Below are 20,703 nucleotides of genomic sequence, written 5' to 3' on the forward strand. Positions count from 1 at the left end.
GTTACTGACACTTTGCATCAAATAAATTTCTGCAGTTTTGAATCTACAACGCAATGAAAACTTATTGCCTTAGTTTGCTATTTCTGGTATTTTTTGGTGTTTCAAATGGAAGCAGTGCGCAAAGCCTCACCAACAGTACCGTAACGATTATCACACCTCAAGATGCTGTACCCCGTGTAGCATTTGGTGTTGAGAAGTTAGTGGCAGCATTTGACAAGATTGGTACTAAGACTACTTTGGACAAACCAGGCTCAAAGTTGAGTACACGGAAAGTCATAGTCGGCTTGTATTCCGATGCACTGATCAAAAAGGAATTTAGTCAGTTCAAGAGTGAGTATACCATTGCACCTGGTAAAGAAGGATTTGTCATTATTTCTAACGAGAAAGATGTTGTGATTGCCGGTGCCGACGAATCCGGCATACTGTATGGTTGTCTGGCTTTGGCAGAAAAAATTTTAGTAGAGAAGAACTTACCAACTGGCTTTAAGCTGATTGATCAGCCTGAAATGGTGCTTCGTGGCACCTGTATCGGTATACAGAAAACGGAATATCTGCCCGGTCGAACGGTGTATGAATATCCTTATACACCGCAAAACTTCCCTTGGTTCTACGATAAGCGGCTGTGGATTAAATACCTGGATATGCTTGTTGAGAACCGGCTCAATTCGCTGTATCTATGGAACGGACATCCATTTGCATCTCTGGTCAAGCTCAAAGATTATCCCTATGCCGTCGAGGTGGATGAGGAAACGTTTAAAAAGAATGAGGAGATATTTGGTTTTCTTACCCGGGAAGCTGACAAGCGTGGAATATGGGTGATACAGATGTTCTACAACATCATCGTATCAAAGCCATTTGCCGAAAAACACAATATACCAACCCAGGAGCGGAAGAGGGAAATTACGCCCTTGCTAACCGACTATACCCGGAAATCCATAGCAGCCTTTGTAGAGAAATATCCGAACGTGGGCCTGTTAATCACGTTGGGAGAAGCGATGGAGGGCGACGAAAATGATGTGGAATGGTTTACGAAGACGATTATTCCCGGTGTAAAAGATGGTTTGGCCGCTTTGGGTTCAACCGTACAACCACCAATCGTTTTGCGGGGACACGATACGAATCCTCAAATGGTCATGAAAGCTTCTTTGCCATTGTACAAGTCGCTGTTTACAATGAACAAATACAATGGTGAGGCGCTCACCACCTACCAGCCACGCGGACCGTGGGCCAAAATGCATCGTGAGATGAGTGAGCTTGGATCCACGCACATAGACAACGTCCACATCCTTGCAAACCTGGAACCATTTCGCTACGGTTCGGCGGATTTCATACAGAAAAGTGTGCAGGCAATGCATGAGGTACACGGTGCGAACGGACTGCATTTGTATCCGGAATCTTCCTATTGGGACTGGCCCTACAGTGCAGACAATACTTCACCTCGTTTGCTTCAAATCGACAGGGACCGGGTGTGGTATAAGGCGTGGGCACGTTATGCATGGAACTGCAGACGCGATCGCAAACAGGAAATCAGCTACTGGACGGATCAGCTCGGAGCCGATTTTGGATGTGGCGAGCATGGCAAAGATATACTGGAAGCATACGAGCAGGCTGGGGAAATCACTCCTAAATTATTACGTCGCTTCGGGATCACGAATGGGAACCGGCAAACGCTGACATTGGGGATGACCATGAGCCAATTGGTCAATCCGAAGAAATACCGGGTATGGCCGGAGCTTTATAATTCGGATGGGCCGGAAGGAGAGACGTTGGCTGAATATGTCGACAAAGAGTTCAGATCACTGAAACACATCGGAGAAACGCCTGTTCAGATTACTGATGAAGTAACGCTTCATGGCCAACTGGCTGCAGAAGCAATCGACCGTGCAGCGCCGTATGTGACCAGCAATAGGGATGAATTTGAAAGGGTGAAAAATGACGTATACTGCAATCAAGCGCTGGCTGATTTTTTCGCTGAGAAAGTGAAGGCCGCAGCGCTCGTTTTAAAATATACCTATACCAACAAATTGTCTGACCTTGAAGCAGCGCTGCCACATCTTCAGCATAGCGTAACGTACTATCAACGGTTGGTTGAGCTAACCAAAGGTACTTACTTGTATGCGAATAGTATGCAGACCGGACAGCGTCGTATTCCCGTAGCCGGCGACGGTGGCAGGAACAAAACCTGGGCTGAATTATTACCGTTCTATCAAAAAGAGCTTGATAACTTCAAACTCAATTTAAAAAAGTTTGAAACAGGGCAGATCAATGCAAATACCACTAAGGTTATAGTGCCAAAAACTGTGACATTACTTGATAAATTTGAACTGTTTCAGTTGAAAAACGGGGAAAAAGTGTATAACAATTTCTCTTCAATCGTTTCCGACTTACCGACTTCATTTTCAGCACTTAAAGCGCTTCGCATTGACGCAAAAGATCAGCAGGTGAAATCCACAAAAATTGAGTTCAAAACGGATGTTCCTGTAAAATTATTAGTTGGTTATTTTCAATCGGATAAACCCGAATTTCTTAATCCCCCTGACTTGGAAACAGATGCAACAGCTAATGATTATGGGCAGGCAGAGGTACAGGTGGCTAATGCATTCTCTGTGGCAGATATACCTGTAAACATACACAGTTATACATTTTCTGCCGGAAAACACAAGCTGGCGTTAGGTAAAGGGAAGGCTCTAGTATTGGGTTTTGTTGAGGCTGATAGTAATTTGAAAAGCATAAGTTCTCAGAGCAGTGACGAGACTAAAAATATTGATTGGTTATTTGAGCCGGATTGATTTGACTTTTGGAGGCGATCTTTCTTAATTTGCGATTCAACTTAAATTCCTCTACAGTGATTTTCAGAAGTTTGGGCCTGTTATTATCGGTTCTTTCTATTTCGTTCACGACATTGGCTCAGTCTGATATGTTACGGTGGCATAAAGATGTAATCCTTGATGCTAAAAGGTTTAATGTAGATACATCGACCGCACGCCAAATGCTGGATGTGAATGTCAGGTACCGGCATTGGTTTGATACCAATAATTTCGGCAAACCTCGCCCTCGTCTGGTTTCGGATGCAGTACTTTCTTATCGAACATCCTTTCTGCCGGACACGACAGCGGAAACGCTCAGACGCGCCAAAATTATATTTGATCTGAGTGGATACCATAGCAAACTACTGAAATTGAGGGTATATGAGCTTGGAGTTAAAGGTGGATCACTTCGGGAGTTACAAAACAAAATGGATACGATTTACCTGCAAACCAGAGATGAAATAGGCAATCTTTATACACAGCTCCGTGAGGATTCGCAGTTTTTTGGCAATACATCGCTGCCTGTCTGGGAATCAAATGTTCTTGATTTATTGAACAGCACTCCTGATATAAAAGAAGTCGCACGAGCACCTAAGGCGCAGTTGGGTGTGTTTCTAAGTTTCAGTCAGGAATTTTTTTCGGATAATACAAGGGAAGTCTTTAATAATGCAACTGGTGGGGGAATGGGTCTGTACCTGGATGTGAAACGGTCAAGGTTTATGTTTGATATGGGTATAGGCGCCAGCCGAACAAAAACCGAAATTGATGCCAGAGGTTATTGGGAAAAAGGGACCCGGGCTACACATGTCAGAGCAGATCTTACTTATGGTTGGAAAGTCGTCAATAAAGGTGTTGTTCTGGTACCGTATGTAGGTTATGGAGTATCGGAATTCACACCTTCCAAAACAGAGAAAGGAGATAGACGGGCAGCAAGAGGATATAGTCCGGTGATAGGCTTGGAATTCAATAAGAAGTTTAAGGAATCTGAAAACTTCTATGAAAAAACAACTTATTTCGCCAGAGCAAGTGTCGCTGTTACGCCCTGGAATAACATCAGGAATTATGCAGGTACACAAGTGAATTTAAAATTATCAGTAGGCTTATCCGGCTCTAAAAGAAAGTATGATTATGTGAAGGAGTAGCGGTTATTTCTTCTTCCAATGTTACATGCCTGACGACATTTGATGTACTCTTTGCACCAATCCTTCTACCAATATTGCATCCCCAAAGGCATTTAGAGATGGTGTTCTCAATGTCTCAAAATGGCGTAGCGATGTAATTTAGGTAAAATGTACAGCATACACAGGTTCAAAATCCAGCAGGGATGTAACGAAAAATCATAGGTATGCCCACCTCTTTAAAGATGAAGTTTTCGAAGAGCTGAGGTCTGACGTTCTGGAAATGGCAGGAGAAGATTAGGGTGAAACAGTTACTTGTAATTTCAAATACGAAAAGATATAGTCACACTACAACTCCCGCACCCATATATTACTGAAGCTTACCCGGCTGTTGTGTTCCTGAAGTCGCAAAGGAAGTTTGGCTTCATGGTATTCGTATTTGGGATAGCCCTGATACACCATCGGTCCTTTGATTTCGGCGTGGTTGATGATCAATACGTTGTTATGGAAAACCGTGATGTAAGCCGGTGATTGCAAAGTCTTATCTTCTTTGAAAACAGGGGCTTTAAAGACGATATCGAAGGTTTGCCAGCTTTGCGGTTTTGTTGCAGCATTCACCAACGGAGCATGCTGCTTGTAGATGCTTCCTGCCTGACCGTTATAATATATTCTCGTATCATAATTATAGGATTCATAAATCTGAACCTCATACAATCCCATCAGGAATACGCCGCTATTTCCTTTATTGTTGCTTTTATCTTCAGACGGATCCGGTGTTTTCCATTCCAGATGTAGCTGTATATTTCCAAATTTTTGTTTGGTCTGAAGGTCGGTCGCTTTTCTAACGATGGTCAGCGCATCATCCGTAGCCTGCCATTTTGTAGGAGTTCCATCTGGATGCTGCCATTTATCTATATCTTTTTTGCTCCGATATAATATAATGGCATCAGATGGTGGTTCCGCGTAGGCCTTGCCCGGAGTAACCAAAGTAGGCTTTCTTGTCCAGTCTTCTGTTGCAGAGACGGGAGGAAGTACATGTTGATCCTGCGCGTATAAGTCACAGGCTACTGATAAGCTGATCAGTGCGAGAATTGTTTTTACTTTCATATATTTATTAAGCTGACAACCCAAACGTTCTATATCCTCGGTTTAACGAACGCGCATAATTCCTTTCATCACGAAAGCATGACCTGGAAAGCTACAAAGAAACGGATAATCACCTGGCTCGGGTGCGGTGAAATAAATACTCTGTGTAGTTTCAGGCTGTATCAGACAAGTGTGAAACAATACGGATTCGTTGTCTGGAATATACCCGGCATTAGCACCGTCGAGTCCCATATCCATGGCCAGTTGGGCTATCTTTTCCTGTGTTCCCAGCGTCGTGATAACCAGATTATGCAACATATCATCGTTGTTGTTGAAGCTGAGTTTTACTTTACGTCCTGGTTCTACTTCTAATAACTCTTTGTCGAATTTGAGTCCTGGTTTGGTCGACATAACGATGGTTGTATCGGCTCCCTTTGTCCACGCCTCAGGCTGAGTCTGAACCGATTTGCCCGGATCGTTTCCACAGGCAGTGGCTGTTGTCTGTCCGTCTTGATGGTCAGCATGATGATGCGTTTGCTGTGTACCTTCAGGAAAAGAATTGATGGTATAATAAGCTAGCGGGTGCAGCATAGCTTCTCCATCCTTAGTGCCTAAATCATTGATCTTCAGCTCGTGGATATAGCCTGCACGAAGACCGGAAACGGTTAACTTTACGCGCAATCCATCCCCGGAAACTTCCGCTTTTTGCACCTGGCATGGCGCAGAATTGATCACCGGACTACCATATTTTTTGTGGTAACTATACGTAAAACCAGTCATTTTGTAATGATCTGAATTGGCAGCTTCCTGGCGGTCTACAGGCTTGGTAAACTCCAGTTCGAAGCCAGTAGTAGTAATGTGCATGGATCTGATCTCCATAGGAACCTGCTTTGTCCATTCCAACCTTTGCAGACCGTAAAGCGCATTTCCTGTGGATGCCCAGCCGCGACTCGTCATGCCCACAAACAGCGACTGATCACTTCCCCAGGCCATTCTGAGGATACCAGAACTAAATCCTTCCCGAAACGGAAAGCATGCGCCCTGGTATTGTCCGTTTACCTTTTCCAGATAGGCACGCATAATCTTGCTATGTCCCTGGTCACCTACAAGCAGCTGACCTTTGAATGGCCCGAAATCGTCTGAATCCATAGACAGAATGGCTGAGGTTGAAATACCCATGACCGTATGCGGAAACCAGATAGCCGGAAGTTTGAAATGGGGTTTGTCCTGTGCGTAGTCATACATAATGCCAACAGAATCAGGGAAAGATGATCTTTTCAGATGAACAGTTGAGCCAGGTTCATCCGACCATTTGAGTCCTGCAGGATGTCCTGCAAAGTCACCTACTGTCAGATGTGTGATACGGCCGGAGCCAATCCAGTCTCCCTGGTTTTCAGCCAAAAATATATCACCCTGTTGATTCAGACCAAATGCTGCCGGCGAGCGCATGCCGGTGGCAAATGGTGTCATTTTTCCATCTTCGGTAATTTTGAGCATCCAGCCCCTCCATTTGGTAAGACTTTCACCGCGACCTACCCATGAAAGATTCAATGTCACAAGCATGTCGCTATTGGGTAAAAACAACGGCCCGTATGAATATTCATGGTAATTGCCGGAGATGGGCCAGGAATATACCGTACTGTATTTGTCGGCTATTCCATCTTTGTTGGTATCCGTAATTTTAGTCAGTTCCGACCGTTGCGTGGTATAAAATGATCCTTTGCGATACGCCAGCCACAGCGGTTCATGCAATCCGCTGGCAAATAGTGTGTATTTCGGTTGGGTACTTTTCTTTTGATAAGGATCGTCAATCACCCATATTTCACCACGTCTGGTAGCCACACCGAGCCGGTCATCTTCCGTAAAAGCAAGTCCGCCTACTTCCAGCACGACGCTATCGGGAATGGGCACATCACTCATTTTATAAAACTTGTTTTCCTTCGAAGAAATGTCGTTTTGGGAGAATGCGGAAACTGAGAACAGCAACGCTGCAGCAGAAAGTAATCTGGTGAACACTGCTGCTGGAAGTGTTTGAGACATAAACTTTACCATACAATGTTATACTTGATAGTCTGAATAGAGGTAGAAGTAGCGACAGGCACGATCAACTGCTGAATACCATTGGCTTTTCGGATCATAGCAATGCCGTTATTAATTGTCAGTTTTTCCACATAGTAACTTTTGTCATTCACTGCGTAGCTGCCGTCTGCAAGGTTTTCAATGTACTTTCCTTCTGCGAGCAGTATATAATATTGCGTTCTTTTATTGGTATTTCGAATCTTAATCTCTCTTGAAAGTCCTTCATGAGTCTGTAGCTCTGTGATCTTGTCTTCGACATGTACATCCTGCAGCGCGTACGAAAAAACAGGAACCTGGTTTGCATCCAGACTATAACTTCTGGCATTAAAAATACCATTAGGCGTCTGTGCTGAATCCGGCCAGCTGTTGCCCGCCTGCTGTAACTTTGCCAGCAAAGGCTTTTCTGAAAACTCCAGTTTGGCACCCAGCGGAATTTCCAGCTGTTTTTCGCCACGTTCGCGCCACATATTAGCAACATCGATAAATCTTCCATGCCAGCCTGCCATCAAATTATAGGTGTGCATATCATATGCATAATTATTGGCTCCGAATCCTATCGAAGCCGTATAAGGATTGACTTTCCCGCCTTGCATCATAAATCCACGTTGCAGGATCGGTTTGTTTTTGACTTGGTATTCAAGTGGTGCACAATGTTCACTGAGCCGCACTGAAGCCGGCGTAGTCAGCGATTGCCAACCAATATGCGGTCCCTGGTAATGCAATACCAGACATTCGTCTGAGTTGGAGTACACCAACTTAAAGGGATACTTTCCTTTTTTCAGTATGGCCTTTTGGTAAAACGCTCTTTCAAAATCACGGGAACCCTTATTGCTGATTGCAAGCTTGTTATCAATATAGAACCACGCCCCGCCGCCGGCAGTCAGTTTAAACAGATATTCACCCGTTGCGGGAACATCTATCATCCCATCGAAAACCAGCTGTGATTTTCGGTCACCAACACGATGAGAAAGTGTATCGGTCTTTCCACTCCTTTTGATGGGTAGTAATTGGAGTGTGTCAGGATTTTTATGCAATCCGTTGTACACCTTGAATGTGATATCAGAAAGCGCTATTCTCTGTGGTCCGTACGTTTTGTAACGGATGTCTCTGATGGCAAATCCTACTGTATTTCCGGTGATGGAAAATGCCTTTGTATTGGATGCAGGTTGATTAACATGAGTGATACCTTCCAGGGCAGTGATATCTTGTCCATTGAGCTGCACCTGTTCTATTTTCCTGCTTCCATTAGTATCTCTGAACCGAATTTTGGCGTGTTGCCATAGTCCTGCCGCTTTAAATGCATCGAAGCCAGGCTTCATCCAGGCATCCGGCAGATTGACTTGAAATTGATCATGCAGCGTAACTTTAAAATCAGCATTCCGGCTCAGCAGAAAGTCAAATTCCAGATCCATGTCTCCAAATTCCAATTTGCTGGTCACAGAAGAAGGCTTTCCCTGCGGCGTATAGATCAATATGCCCTTTCCTGATGAGTATGTGTAATTACCCGGCTTATGTCTGCTGGCCGACACATTTCCAGCTATTTGCCATGCAGCCGAGTTTGGGTTCCTAAAATGGGAAAGATCTGATAACGGTAATTTGTCACTGTCCAGGTCGGTGGTGACAGATTGTGCCGAGATGGGGATACTGATCGAAAGCAAAATGAGCAGGATCAGAAATTTTGGGTAAATATCAATATGCATCAGTAAATAGTAGTGTGCAAAAACGAGGAAATTATATCACAAAAATACCAGAACATTTTTAAATTTTACTTTTTATTTTCTTTTGTTTTCGTAAATTTGCTTTTGTTGAGTTTAATATCTCTATTTGTAATGTTAGTCTGTTTATTTTTTAGATTGGTATTACGAATTAATTGTTTTCCTTCTAATTTTAGGTGTAAAACAGAAGGTCAACAAAACAAAAAATACACAATGCTGGCAAATCAACGAAGAGATAAGATACTGGAATTGTTAAAAGAAGACGGGTCAGCAAAAGTGGTAGACCTGGCCAGGCTATTCAAAGTAACTGAGGTAACCATCAGACAGGATCTCGACAAACTTGAAAGAGACGGACTTGTCATTAAAGAACACGGCGGTGCATTTTTGAAAAACGTCGAGGATCAGGTGAGGAATTTCTCGCTGGCCAATCAGGAACACCTCGATAAAAAGGAGCTTATCGCCGCAAAGTGCCTTGAATATATAGATAACGGTGATACGATCATTCTGGACTCAGGATCTACTACCACCGAGATTGCCAAGAAGTTAAGAGGCAGTAATCGTCATCTGACAGTGATTACCAATGCGTTGAATATTGCCTTACTGCTAGGTGCTGAGACAGGTATAGAGGTCATTATGACAGGAGGTGAATTCAAGCCGCCGACATTGTCTCTTACCGGTCAAAAGGCCGCTGATTTCTTTAAGGGTCTTAACGTTCAGAAGCTTTTTCTTGCCACTGCAGGATTGTCTTTGAAAGCAGGACTTACTTATCCCAGCATCAGTGATCTTGTCGTAAAAAAAGCGATGATTGATGCTGCTGATACGACATATCTGGTCGCAGATTCGACCAAGGTGGGGAAAAGTGCTTTTGCAAGTTTGGGTGCCTTATCTCTGATCGATTATATCATCACAGATGCAGGGGTGGAAGAGAAACACAAGCAACTCTTTCAGGATAATGAAATTGAGCTGATTATAGCAGGCTGACAAGTTCAGTCATAGATCATATTAATAAATTCCAGTTGCATGCGGAAACAAATCCAACTGACAGTTAAATCACCATGAGCAAAAAAGGAAGTATTGGCGTAATTATCGGTAATCGTGATTTTTTCCCTGACCGGCTTGTAGCCGAGGCAAGGGTGGAAGTCATTGACCTGCTGAAGCGTATGGACATCAGCGGAATAATGCTGGATGCAGCGGAAACAAAACTCGGTGGCGTAGAAACGTTTCAGGACGCCCAAAAGTGTGCAGCCCTGTTTCGTGCTCACCGCGATGAGATGATAGGCGTGCTTGTCATACTTCCTAATTTCGGCGACGAGCGCGGTATTGCCGAAACGCTCAAACTAGCAGAGTTGAATGTCCCCGTACTTGTGCAGGGATACCCAGATGAGTTGGATAAGCTGGATGTAGCACGAAGACGCGATTCCTGGTGTGGAAAAATTTCTGCTTGTAACAATCTGTATCAGTTCGGTATCAAATATACGCTGACAAGCAAACATGTAATGCGCCTGACCGATCCGGCTTTCATCAGGGATCTGAAGGAATTTATGGGCGTATGCCGGGTGGCAAAGGGTCTGCATAGCGTTAGGATTGGCGCCATCGGAGCAAGACCGGGCGGATTTAATACCGTTAGGTACAGTGAGAAAATATTACAGCGAAATGGTATATCTGTTGTCACGGTGGACCTTTCGGAGATTCTTGGCAACGCCCAAAAACTTACTCAGCATGATGCCAGTGTACAGCAAAGATTGCAGCGCATCCGAGATTATGCGCCCACCGGCCGGACGCCGAATGAGGCGCTGATCCAGATGGCTAAGCTTGATGTGGTGCTTTCTGATTTTATGCAGGAAAATGCCTTGGATGCAACGGCCATTCAGTGCTGGACTTCCATACAAAAAAATTATGGCTGTAATGTTTGTACAAGTATGAGCATTATGAGCGAAAACGGTCTGCCGAGTGGGTGTGAAGTAGATGTGACAGGTACATTGAGTATGTATGCGATGCAGTTGGCCTCGGGTTCTCCCAGCGCGCTGGTGGATTGGAATAACAACTATGCGGATGACGAAAATAAATGTGTTCTTTTCCACTGTGGGAACTGGGCGAAATCATTTTTGCCTGATATAGAAATCAGTACTGCTCCGATATTGGGAACGACAGTCGGTGAACACAATACCTATGGGGCGCTTTCAGGACGTACACCCGCCATGCCGCTCACATTCGGGCGAATCAGTACGGATGATCCGAAAGGCATTATGAAAGCGTATGTGGGCGAAGGAAGACTAACAGACGATACACTGAAAACCTTCGGCAACAGGGCTGTGGCAGAAATACCAAATCTGGAAAAACTAATGAATTACATCTGCCGTAATGGTTTTGAACATCATGTGGTTATGAATGCTTCTAAAACGGCATCCATTCTGAAAGAAGCTTTGGGCAATTATATGGGCTGGGAGGTTGAATTGTTTCAGGAGCCAGCCAGTAAACCAACAGGGGCGGAATACGCAGATAAGGAAATGGTGACAGAATACTGATTTTTTCGAAAGGCTTTATCTATACTCCCGGTATAAACATCCGGAACTTTAACTCCAACAACAACATGTCGGATCAGGAACTTGCGCGCAAATCGGTAGAGTACCGGCGTAAAATACTCAAGTACATTTACCAGGCGAAAGCCGGGCATACCGGCGGAAGCCTATCCTGTATTGACATCCTCAATGTGCTGTATAACCACACGCTCAATGTGGATCCTGACCAGTTTGGTTCAGCAGATCGCGATCGGTACATTCAAAGTAAGGGCCATACGGTGGAAGCACTGTATGTAGTGCTTGCCTCAAAAGGCTTTTTTCCTGAGTCGGACCTTGATACCCTTTGCCAGTATAAGTCACACTACATTGGGCATCCGACAAGAAAAGTCCATGGTGTGGAACAAAATACCGGCGCACTAGGACATGGTTTGCCTATCAGTGTCGGTACTGCGATCGCCGGAAAACTAGACAGAAAAGACTACAGGGTTTTTACATTGCTTGGTGATGGTGAACTACCAGAAGGCTCCAACTGGGAAGCAGCACTGACTGCAGCACACTACAAACTGGATAACCTCTGTGCGATTCTGGATAAAAACAATTTGCAGATTACCGGTTCGACCGACAGTGTATGTAATACTGACCCTGTAGATAAAAAGCTGGAGGCGTTTGGGTGGGCCGTCCGCCATGTGGATGGTCATGATATTGGGCAAATCAAGGCTGCGCTCGATGCGGTGCCTTTTGAAGCAGGTAAGCCGAGCTTTATTATTGCACACACTGTAAAGGGCAAAGGAATCAGTTATATGGAAAACCAGCTGAAATGGCATCATGGCGTTCCTGATACGAGCCAATATGAGTTGGCAATGCGTGAATTAAATGCGTCAGAGGCGTCGGTATAATGGTTTTACTCTTCAATATAAAAGACTAAAAAGTGGATGCAACGATCGAAAATATACGCGTAAGTTATCATGCAAATCTGGAAGTTTTTTCGGCAACATTGCAGCAACTGGCAGAAACCGACAGGGATGTCATAGTTGTTACCAGTGATTCGCGCGGATCGGGTAAACTCGTTCCTTTCGGAAAGAAATTTCCGGAGCAGATTGTTGAGGTAGGAATAGCGGAGCAAAATCTTGTAGGTGTATCTGCCGGACTTGCGTCGGCAGGGAAAAAGGTATTTGCCGTATCTCCGGCTTGTTTTTTAACTGCCCGCGCTCTTGAACAAATCAAAAACGATGTAGCCTATTCTGATAACCCGGTGAAGCTGGTCGGCATAAGTGCCGGAGTAAGTTACGGGGCGCTTGGATCCACCCACCACAGCTTGCATGACTTTGCCGTTCTACGTACAATCAATAATCTGATCATCGTAGCACCGGCAGATAATTTTGAAACTGAACAGGCCATCAGACTCTCTGTCGAAAGTGACGTTCCGGTTTACCTTCGCTTCGGTAAAAAACCCATGCAGCTTCTTTCAGAGGATGAAAAGACTTTCGACTTTGGTAAAGCACGCATTGTAAAGCAAGGTGATGACCTGACGATCATAGCTACAGGAGAAACGGTCTATCCGGCCATCCAGGCCGCCGCAAAATTGCAGCAAGAGTCGGATCTGTCTGTGCGCGTCGTAAGCATGCACACAATCAAACCACTCGATTATACACAACTTGAAAATATTGCACTTGAAGGTAAACCGATCATCACTGTAGAAGAGCATAGCGTGTATGGTGGATTGGGTGAAGCTTGTGCTTCCTTCCTGTTGCAAAACAATTTTACCAATCGTTTTCGTATCATGGGTATTCCTGATGAATACACCGTTACAGGCTCGCAGCAGCAGATTTTCGATCATTATGGAATCTCAGAAAGTGGTATTGCTGAAGTGGCATTAGCGCTTTTGAAAGATCAGATCTAAAACTGGTTTTTGAATTCCTAACCTATTCCTTTTTCTCATGAATTTGATAAAAATTTATCTGTTTGTATTACTGTTTTTTTCTGCGCTGCCAGGTCATGCACAGACGGATACAGAAAAAAGGAGAGTTTTGATTTTGACTGATATTGAAAATGAACCCGATGATACACAGTCGCTCGTCCGGTTTCTTACCTATTCCAATCAATGGGATATAGAAGGAATTGTTGCGACCACCTCGGTTCACCAGAAAAACAGGGTCGCTCCGGAAAAAATAAAACAGCTTGTTACCGCGTATGGAAAAGTTCGGGGCAATTTGCTATTACACGAAAAGGGGTTTCCAACAGAACAGTATCTCAACAGTATTACCAAATCCGGTTTGCCTGCATTTGGCATGGAAGCCATTGGAAAAGGCAAGGACTCTGAAGGATCTGAATGGATTATCAGTGTGATCGACAAGCCGGATAACCGTCCGGTATGGATTCCGGTTTGGGGTGGAGCAAACTGTCTCGCTCAGGCGCTTTGGAAAGTACGGATGACGCGTTCTGCTGAAGACCTTCAAAAGTTTGTTTCCAAAATCCGCATGTACACCATTTCCGATCAGGATGATACGGGTCCATGGATTCGTAAAACTTTTCCGGATCTGTTCTTTGTCGGAAGTCCAGGCTACCATGGAGCCGGAGCGTATCATTATGCACTTTGGTCAGGAATCAGCGGTGACAAATTTCACGGTCGTTTTACAGGGGCTAACTTTGAAATAGTAGATAATCCCTGGCTGGATATACATGTCCGTAACCATGGTCCTTTAGGAGCGGAATATCCGTTTACCAAATTCCTGATGGAAGGTGATACACCTTCATTTCTTGGTTTGATTCCTAACGGACTGAACGATCCCGAGCACCCTGAGTACGGTGGATGGGGGGGACGTTATGAGCTTTACACTCCGCGAACACAAAAATGGTTTTATGAATCGGAAACGCGCCCGATATACACAGATGCTGTTGATGAAGTTATCGGTGTGGATGGAAACTTCCATACCAGCAACAAAGCAACGCTATGGAGGTGGAGAGAGGCTTTTCAAAATGATTTTGCTGCCAGAATGGACTGGACAGTTAAACCTTACAAAGACGCAAACCATCCGCCCAAAGCAGAGTTGAAACATTCAAATCATTTGACAGCGAAAAGTGGTCAGTCTGTTATGCTCGATGGCTCAGCCTCTGGGGATCCCGATGGCAACAAGCTTTCCTATCAATGGATCTATTATCCGGAAGTAGGTAGTTATGCTATAAAAGAACCAATTAAGATCCAAAAAACAGAAGCGCCCCAAACGTCCTTTATAGCTCCAAAGGTTTCAAAACCGGAAACTTTACACATTATTTTGGCCGTAACCGATGATGGTGTACCCGCATTAACACGCTATCAACGTGTAATTGTTACAGTTTTTCCTGAATAATATAGTTAGGATCCGAGGTTTGATGTCTTAACGTATTTTTCCTAATCCGAACATTCAATGTGCAAGTTGTTAAAATTATGTCTGACAGCGCTATGGTGTGTCCTTTTTGGATTTGCACTAATCCGTTGTAAAACAAGACAAAGCGCAGATGAGCCAAAAAAGATAGCCATTGTCGTATCTACATTAAACAATCCGTGGTTTGTCTTTCTTGCAGAAAGAGCTCAGGCGAAAGCCAGTGAGCTTGGTTACGAGTCCAAGGTATTCGATTCTCAGAATAATACAGCACAGGAAACAGACCATTTTGAAAATGCATTGGCTACAGGTTATGATGCGATTTTGTTTAATCCAACGGATGCCGACGGCTCGATCGTGAACGTGAAAAATGCGACTGCAGCAGGGGTACCGGTATTTTGTATGGATAGGGAGGTCAACGCCAGCGATGCAGCTACCTCGCAGATTCTTTCGGATAGTTACTCGGGTTGTGTTTCTATTGCCAGGTACTTTGTCGAGACGCTCAATAAGAAAGGCAAATATGTCGAAATTCTCGGGATGGTTGGTGACAATAATACATGGAACCGCTCAAAGGGATTTCACAGTGTCGTGGACCATTATCCTGAATTAAAGATGGTGGCTCAGCAAAGTGCCGACTTTGACCGTAATAAAGCAATGGAAGTATTAGAGTCGATCTTACAGGCACAACCGGATATTGATGCTGTATTTTGTGGAAACGATGCGATGGCCATGGGCGCATATCAGGCGCTGGTAGCATCAGGTAAAGCGGACAAAGTAAAGGTGTTCGGTTTCGACGGAGCAGAAGATGTTGTGCTTTCCATTCAGCAGGGTAAGATCATGGCAACAGGTATGCAGTTTCCGGAGGTAATGGCCGAAACGGCTGCCAACTTTGCGGATGCTTATTTTAAAGGAAAAAGAGACTTTCCGAAAAAAATGCCGGTGGCGGTAGAGCTGGTGAGGAAAGACAATGTTGCAAATTATGCCGCTTATGGTAAAAAGGAATAGGACATGAAAAGAGGAGTCAAATACATCGTTTTCCTGGTCATTATAGGCTTTGTAGCATACAACTCTGTTTATTTCAAAGCACTTGACGAGTTGAAGGCAGGAGTCAGTTCATTTGATGCTGCCAAATATGTGGAGGCGTTTTGGACAAAAAGATTGGTTCCTTCACTTAGCAGAGCTGTTTCGTTCAATAAACTGCTGCCGCTATTGCAGACTGATAAAGACAAAGCTTTCGATCAGTATTCCAATGCATTAGGAATTGGCAACATCAGGTATTTTTTGGTTAAAGGCCAGGGTGTAGTAACCTCGGTTGATGAAAACGAGGTCATTGTGCAGGTTGATTCTGCTGACCAAAGAACACAGCTTCGGTTGGCAACAGAATATGTATTCGGTAATGCGGTGAGAGATGCATCCGGAACTCTGGATATTAATGAATTTGATAATTCGATGGATTTTAATAATGTATCCGCTGAAATCAATAAGGTGATCCGCGAAAGCGTGATTCCTCCCTTTAAATCAACGGTTAAAAAGGGGGACGTCATTGTTTTTCACGGCGCTATCGAACTGAACCGGGAGCATCTGGATCTCAAAACTATTGAGGTGATTCCGATTAAGTTAGTCAGAAAGAATGAAGAATGAAGATTTTGCATAGCAGATATTGAATTTATCTGTCATAAGATGATTTAAACTGATCGAAGATGTTGATTGCCAAAAACATAACCAAGAGGTTTCCGGGAGTGCTTGCTTTGCAGGACGTGTGTATGTCGTTGGAGGCAGGCAAGGTAACGGCGTTGGTCGGAGAAAACGGTGCCGGGAAATCAACTTTAATGAAGATTCTGTCGGGTGTTTATGCAGACTTCGAAGGTGAGGTGCTATTCAAAGGAGAGTCTGTGCGGTTTTCGGGTCCTGCTGATGCACAGCAGAAAGGTATTGCCATCATTCATCAGGAGCTGAATCTGATCCCGTATCTAAGTGTGGCTGAGAATATTTTCCTGGGAAGAGAACTGACTACGCAATATGGTACTGTGGACAAAAATCGTATGCGGAAACGGACGCAGGAATTACTGGATAAGCTCCATCTGCACGTGAATCCGGAAACACTTGTGGTCAAGCTTAAAGTCGGCCAGCAGCAGATTGTGGAAATCGCAAAAGCACTTCTGACAGATGCTGAACTGATCATCATGGACGAGCCTACTTCGGCTATTACGGGAAGTGAAGTTGAAGTGCTTTTTGGTATTATCAACGATCTGAAGAAGGAAGGAAAGGCAATTGTATATGTATCGCACAAGCTGGATGAGCTTTTCAAAATTGCTGATCATTATGTGGTGCTGAGAGACGGACGCTCTATTGAGTCGGGGAGCATGGAAGGAATGTGTCAGCATCTTCTAATCCAGAAAATGGTGGGTCGGAAGATTGAAGTGATCCGAAAAAAGGACGCAAACAGATGCGTCGAATCCGTACTGGAAGTCAGAAATATTTACCTTAAACATCCCGTAAGAGCAGGTGAAAAACTGCTGAAGGGCATTAGTTTCCATGTTGGAAAAGGAGAAATAGTGGGATTATTCGGCTTGATGGGAGCGGGAAGGACGGAGCTTTTGGAAACCATTTTCGGATTACATAAAGGAGTGGAAGGAGAGGTGATCATACATGGACAACCCTTTATGATGGATTCGGTATCTAATGCGATACGAGCAGGGCTTGCGCTGGTTCCCGAGGACAGAAAAAAAGACGGTTTGGTACTGGGGTTAAATGTGCAGACGAACATGTGCCTGACTACATTAGAGGACATGGAGGAATTCGGGACGCTGAATGCAAAGAAAGAAGAAGCCCTGACGAGCCGCTATATCGGAGATCTCAAAATCAAAACATCCTCACAACAACAACTGGCGGGAAATTTGAGCGGTGGTAATCAACAAAAGATTGTGTTAGGCAAATGGCTGGCTACCAAACCCCGCTTGTTACTATTGGATGAGCCTACGAGGGGGATCGATATCAATGCGAAAACGGAAATATACAGGCTCATCATGCAGCTTGCCGACGAAGGCCTGGGGATCGTGATGGTTTCTTCGGAACTGCCCGAAATTCTGGCGATTTCGGACCGGGTGCTGGTTATGGCCGAAGGTGTGCTAACCGCTGAGTTTTCTGCTAATGATGCGACCGAGGATGCTATTCTGAAAGCGGCCATTCCCAAATCCTTACATGCTGCCTGATCTCTACCTATCAATAATGAATTAAACAGATCCATTGGCCGGAAGATCGCCGGTTTATAGCTGACAGTAAAATGAATTTAGCGTTATATAAGTCCAAAGTTGTTCAGTTTCAGTCCTTAATTGCGCTCTTTATCCTATGTCTGGGTCTGAGCATACTGTCGGATAAATTCCTGAGCGTTTCCAATCTGTGGAATGTAATGCGGCAGATTTCGGTTAACATCTGTATATCAACAGGAATGACCCTGATCGTTCTCACCGCCGGGATCGACCTGTCGGTCGGTTCAGTACTGGCTCTGTGCGGAGCGATAACCGCAGGCCTTTTAAAAAATGGAATTGAGATTCCCTCCAGTAATCTTTATATCGGCTTTACGATTTTGGGAGCTACAATGGCAGGAGTACTAACAGGTTCTGCAATGGGCGCTTTTAATGGATTTACGATCACAAGATTTAAAGTTCCTCCGTTTGTGGCAACACTGGCGATGCTTACCGTCGCACGCGGACTTACCATGCTCTGGACGCAGGGCTTTCCAATCAGTGGTTTGGGTGAGCAATTTCTATTCTTTGGAACCGGCTGGTTTTTGGGTATACCTGTTCCGGTCTGGATTTCGGGTATCATCGTAGCCATTGCACTATTCGTTACAAACAAAACGCGTTTAGGTCGCTACATCTACGCGATCGGAGGGAATGAAAGTGCAGCGAAATTATCGGGCATCAATGTCAGCAAGGTTAAAATTATCGTCTATACCATAGCGGGTGCACTTGCAGGCATTGGCGGCTTACTGGTGACTTCACGACTGGATTCTGCCCAACCCAATGCCGGTATGAGTTATGAGCTGGATTCAATTGCTGCTGTGGTAATTGGGGGCACTTCGCTCTCGGGCGGACGCGGAAGTATTTTAGGCACGGTGCAGGGGGCAATCATCATTGGTGTGCTGAACAACGGTCTGGTTTTGCTGAACGTGTCCCCTTTCTGGCAGCAGGTTGTGAAAGGAATGGTGATTTTGCTGGCCGTTATTATTGACAAGTCAAATTCGAAAAATGATTAAGCGTTTTGGAAATTTTATGCGTCTATCCGGATTTTACGCTCTGGTAACGCTGCTTTTTCTTGGAGCATGCCAAAAGCAAAGCTACATTTTCACCTCGTTTCGGGAGCCAGCTACAGACGGTTTACATATCGCCTACAGCCATGACGGCTATCACTGGACAGACCTCAACCGTACATTTTTGAAACCGGAAGTTGGAGGGAAACTCATGCGGGATCCGTCTATCGTAAAAGGGCCCGAGGGTACATTTCATCTGGTTTGGACCACCAATTGGAAAGGCGATAAGGGCTTTGGATATTCCAGTTCAAAGGATCTTCTCAACTGGTCGCCGCAGCGATTTATTCCCGTCATGGAACATGAATCCGAGGTAGTAAATGTCTGGGCTCCGGAGCTGTTTTATGATGATGAGTCCGGGGAGTTTATCATCATTTGGGCGTCGACGATTCCTTTTAAATTTGAGAAAGGGGAGGAAGATGAAAAGAATAACCATCGGATGTATTACACCAAAACCAAAGACTTTGTCAACTTCAGCAAAGCCGCCTTGTTTATGGATCCGGGTTTTAGCGTGATAGATGCCGTCATCGTTAAAAAACAGGCAGGGAAATATGTATTGGTTTTAAAAGACAATACACGACCAAACCGCAATATCAAAGTTGCTTTCGCTGATCATGTGCTCGGACCCTATAAAGATATATCAGCCCCTTTTACCGGATTTCTTACCGAAGGGCCTACCGTTCAAAAAGTGGGTAAGGACTGGCTTATTTACTTTGATCAATACAGAGATAAAACGTATGGCATTGTAAAAACAAGAGACTTTGTTCAATTCGAAAACATATCCGGACAGGTGGATATACCCAAAGATCACAAGCATGGCACCATCTCTGCAGTAAGCAGGAAATTATTGCATCAATTGAAGACATCCTTCAGACAAACTCCCTGATTTCAGCTTAATTTCACTACATCGCCTTCCGCAATATTACCCACCTGAAGGCAAAATACGTTTTTGCCAAAGAATATCTTTTTATCCTCTTTCCTAAATGTGGATAGGGTTTTAAGCGGTTCTACGGTTTTGACTGCAGTGTCCTGATCAATATTGATCATAACGCAACGCTCGCAAGATGTCGCCATTTCTATTATAGCATCTCCGACAGAAAGGATTTGCCAGGTATCTTCTTCATAGGGTGAATTGCCTGCAATGACCAGATTGGGCCGGAAGCGTTCTATTCCTATCGTTTGAGAAAGGCGTGTGTTCAGTTCATTTAAGGAAGCTTCAGAAATTAAGTGTAACGGATAGTCGTCCATAAAACGAATAGGAACGCTTTTTCCGAAATGGACTTGTGTTACTCTTCTAGCATTTTGGTTCAAAGCCACGAGTTTGACATCCCGATTGAGGCGATTTGAAAGCCAATTGTCAGCTTGCTCACTCACATGATCCGCCCAAAGATGATCGTCCCATATCTTTACCTCCATAGATGCTGATGACCCGGTTTGAAATGGTACAAAAAGACGCTGATCCGATTCTTTCTTTAAGAATATTTCAATTCCCTCTGCATGCATCGCTACCTGTAAAAGACTCATTTCAGGGACTTTTCGCTGAGAAAGAAATGTCCCGTTACTATCCACAATCATCCAATTACGATCATAGCGCAAGCCTTGATAATCTATTTGAGCTGACGATAAACGAATACCAGCCAATGACTTGACGGGATATATCCATATTTGGGACAAATAAAGGGTTTCTGACAGGCTTTTCATGATTTGAACG

16 protein-coding genes are annotated in these 20,703 nt (G+C 44.4%); 12 read left to right on the top strand and 4 right to left on the bottom strand.

Annotated elements, in window-relative coordinates; translation table 11 throughout:
* Positions 1–53: 53 nt before the first annotated feature.
* Together AC1XUE_RS01195 and AC1XUE_RS01200 are read left to right on the top strand one after the other, a co-directional pair.
* Entirely contained in the window at positions 54–2,789 is a 2,736-nt protein-coding gene (locus AC1XUE_RS01195; RefSeq protein ID WP_483354100.1) for an alpha-d-galacturonidase, read from the top strand.
* Positions 2,790–2,845: 56 nt separating this feature from the next.
* Positions 2,846–3,949 (top strand): hypothetical protein, encoded by a 1,104-nt coding sequence (locus AC1XUE_RS01200; protein ID WP_483354101.1) that lies wholly within the window; start codon positions 2,846–2,848, stop codon positions 3,947–3,949.
* A gap of 324 nt (positions 3,950–4,273) precedes the next feature.
* On the opposite strand, the gene AC1XUE_RS01205 is transcribed toward AC1XUE_RS01200, so the two are convergent.
* Genes AC1XUE_RS01205 through AC1XUE_RS01215 form a run of 3 tightly spaced genes read right to left on the bottom strand, consistent with a single transcriptional unit; the run spans position 4,274 to position 8,790 of the window.
* Positions 4,274–5,032, bottom strand: coding sequence for a 3-keto-disaccharide hydrolase (locus tag AC1XUE_RS01205; protein WP_483354102.1), 759 nt, complete (start codon positions 5,030–5,032; stop codon positions 4,274–4,276).
* Between the two features lie 42 nt (positions 5,033–5,074).
* Positions 5,075–7,051, bottom strand: a complete 1,977-nt coding sequence (locus AC1XUE_RS01210; RefSeq protein ID WP_483354103.1) for a plastocyanin/azurin family copper-binding protein — start codon at positions 7,049–7,051, stop codon at positions 5,075–5,077.
* A gap of 5 nt (positions 7,052–7,056) precedes the next feature.
* Positions 7,057–8,790, bottom strand: a complete 1,734-nt coding sequence (locus tag AC1XUE_RS01215) for a PA14 domain-containing protein (RefSeq protein WP_483354104.1) — start codon at positions 8,788–8,790, stop codon at positions 7,057–7,059.
* A 228-nt stretch (positions 8,791–9,018) separates the two neighbouring features.
* Between AC1XUE_RS01215 and AC1XUE_RS01220 the strand changes: the two genes are divergently transcribed.
* From AC1XUE_RS01220 to AC1XUE_RS01265, 10 genes are all read left to right on the top strand, one after another.
* Positions 9,019–9,786, top strand: a complete 768-nt coding sequence (locus tag AC1XUE_RS01220; protein ID WP_483354105.1) for a DeoR/GlpR family DNA-binding transcription regulator — start codon at positions 9,019–9,021, stop codon at positions 9,784–9,786.
* A 74-nt stretch (positions 9,787–9,860) separates the two neighbouring features.
* Positions 9,861–11,330, top strand: a complete 1,470-nt coding sequence (locus AC1XUE_RS01225) for an L-fucose/L-arabinose isomerase family protein (RefSeq protein WP_483354106.1) — start codon at positions 9,861–9,863, stop codon at positions 11,328–11,330.
* Between the two features lie 65 nt (positions 11,331–11,395).
* The gene (locus AC1XUE_RS01230) at positions 11,396–12,220 is read left to right on the top strand and encodes a transketolase (RefSeq protein ID WP_483354107.1); all 825 of its coding nucleotides are present in this window, start codon (positions 11,396–11,398) and stop codon (positions 12,218–12,220) included.
* A gap of 32 nt (positions 12,221–12,252) precedes the next feature.
* A complete protein-coding gene (locus AC1XUE_RS01235) occupies positions 12,253–13,224 on the top strand; it encodes a transketolase family protein (RefSeq protein ID WP_483354108.1) in 972 nt (323 codons plus the stop codon).
* Positions 13,225–13,261: 37 nt separating this feature from the next.
* A complete protein-coding gene (locus tag AC1XUE_RS01240) occupies positions 13,262–14,671 on the top strand; it encodes a DUF1593 domain-containing protein (protein WP_483354109.1) in 1,410 nt (469 codons plus the stop codon).
* 57 nt (positions 14,672–14,728) lie between these two features.
* A complete protein-coding gene (locus tag AC1XUE_RS01245; RefSeq protein ID WP_483354110.1) occupies positions 14,729–15,688 on the top strand; it encodes a substrate-binding domain-containing protein in 960 nt (319 codons plus the stop codon).
* Between the two features lie 3 nt (positions 15,689–15,691).
* Positions 15,692–16,324 (top strand): DUF2291 domain-containing protein, encoded by a 633-nt coding sequence (locus AC1XUE_RS01250; protein WP_483354111.1) that lies wholly within the window; start codon positions 15,692–15,694, stop codon positions 16,322–16,324.
* Positions 16,325–16,383: 59 nt separating this feature from the next.
* The gene (locus tag AC1XUE_RS01255; RefSeq protein WP_483354112.1) at positions 16,384–17,895 is read left to right on the top strand and encodes a sugar ABC transporter ATP-binding protein; all 1,512 of its coding nucleotides are present in this window, start codon (positions 16,384–16,386) and stop codon (positions 17,893–17,895) included.
* A 71-nt stretch (positions 17,896–17,966) separates the two neighbouring features.
* Positions 17,967–18,941, top strand: a complete 975-nt coding sequence (locus tag AC1XUE_RS01260; protein ID WP_483354113.1) for an ABC transporter permease — start codon at positions 17,967–17,969, stop codon at positions 18,939–18,941.
* Positions 18,934–19,878, top strand: coding sequence for a glycoside hydrolase family 43 protein (locus AC1XUE_RS01265; RefSeq protein ID WP_483354114.1), 945 nt, complete (start codon positions 18,934–18,936; stop codon positions 19,876–19,878). The genes AC1XUE_RS01260 and AC1XUE_RS01265 overlap by 8 nt, the downstream gene beginning before the upstream one ends.
* 2 nt (positions 19,879–19,880) lie before the next feature.
* Here the strand turns inward: AC1XUE_RS01265 and AC1XUE_RS01270 are convergent, their stop codons facing one another.
* Positions 19,881–20,693, bottom strand: a complete 813-nt coding sequence (locus tag AC1XUE_RS01270) for an MOSC domain-containing protein (RefSeq protein ID WP_483354115.1) — start codon at positions 20,691–20,693, stop codon at positions 19,881–19,883.
* Positions 20,694–20,703: the final 10 nt, after the last annotated feature.

This window comes from Dyadobacter sp. HNCC25DJ187, assembly GCF_056895255.1.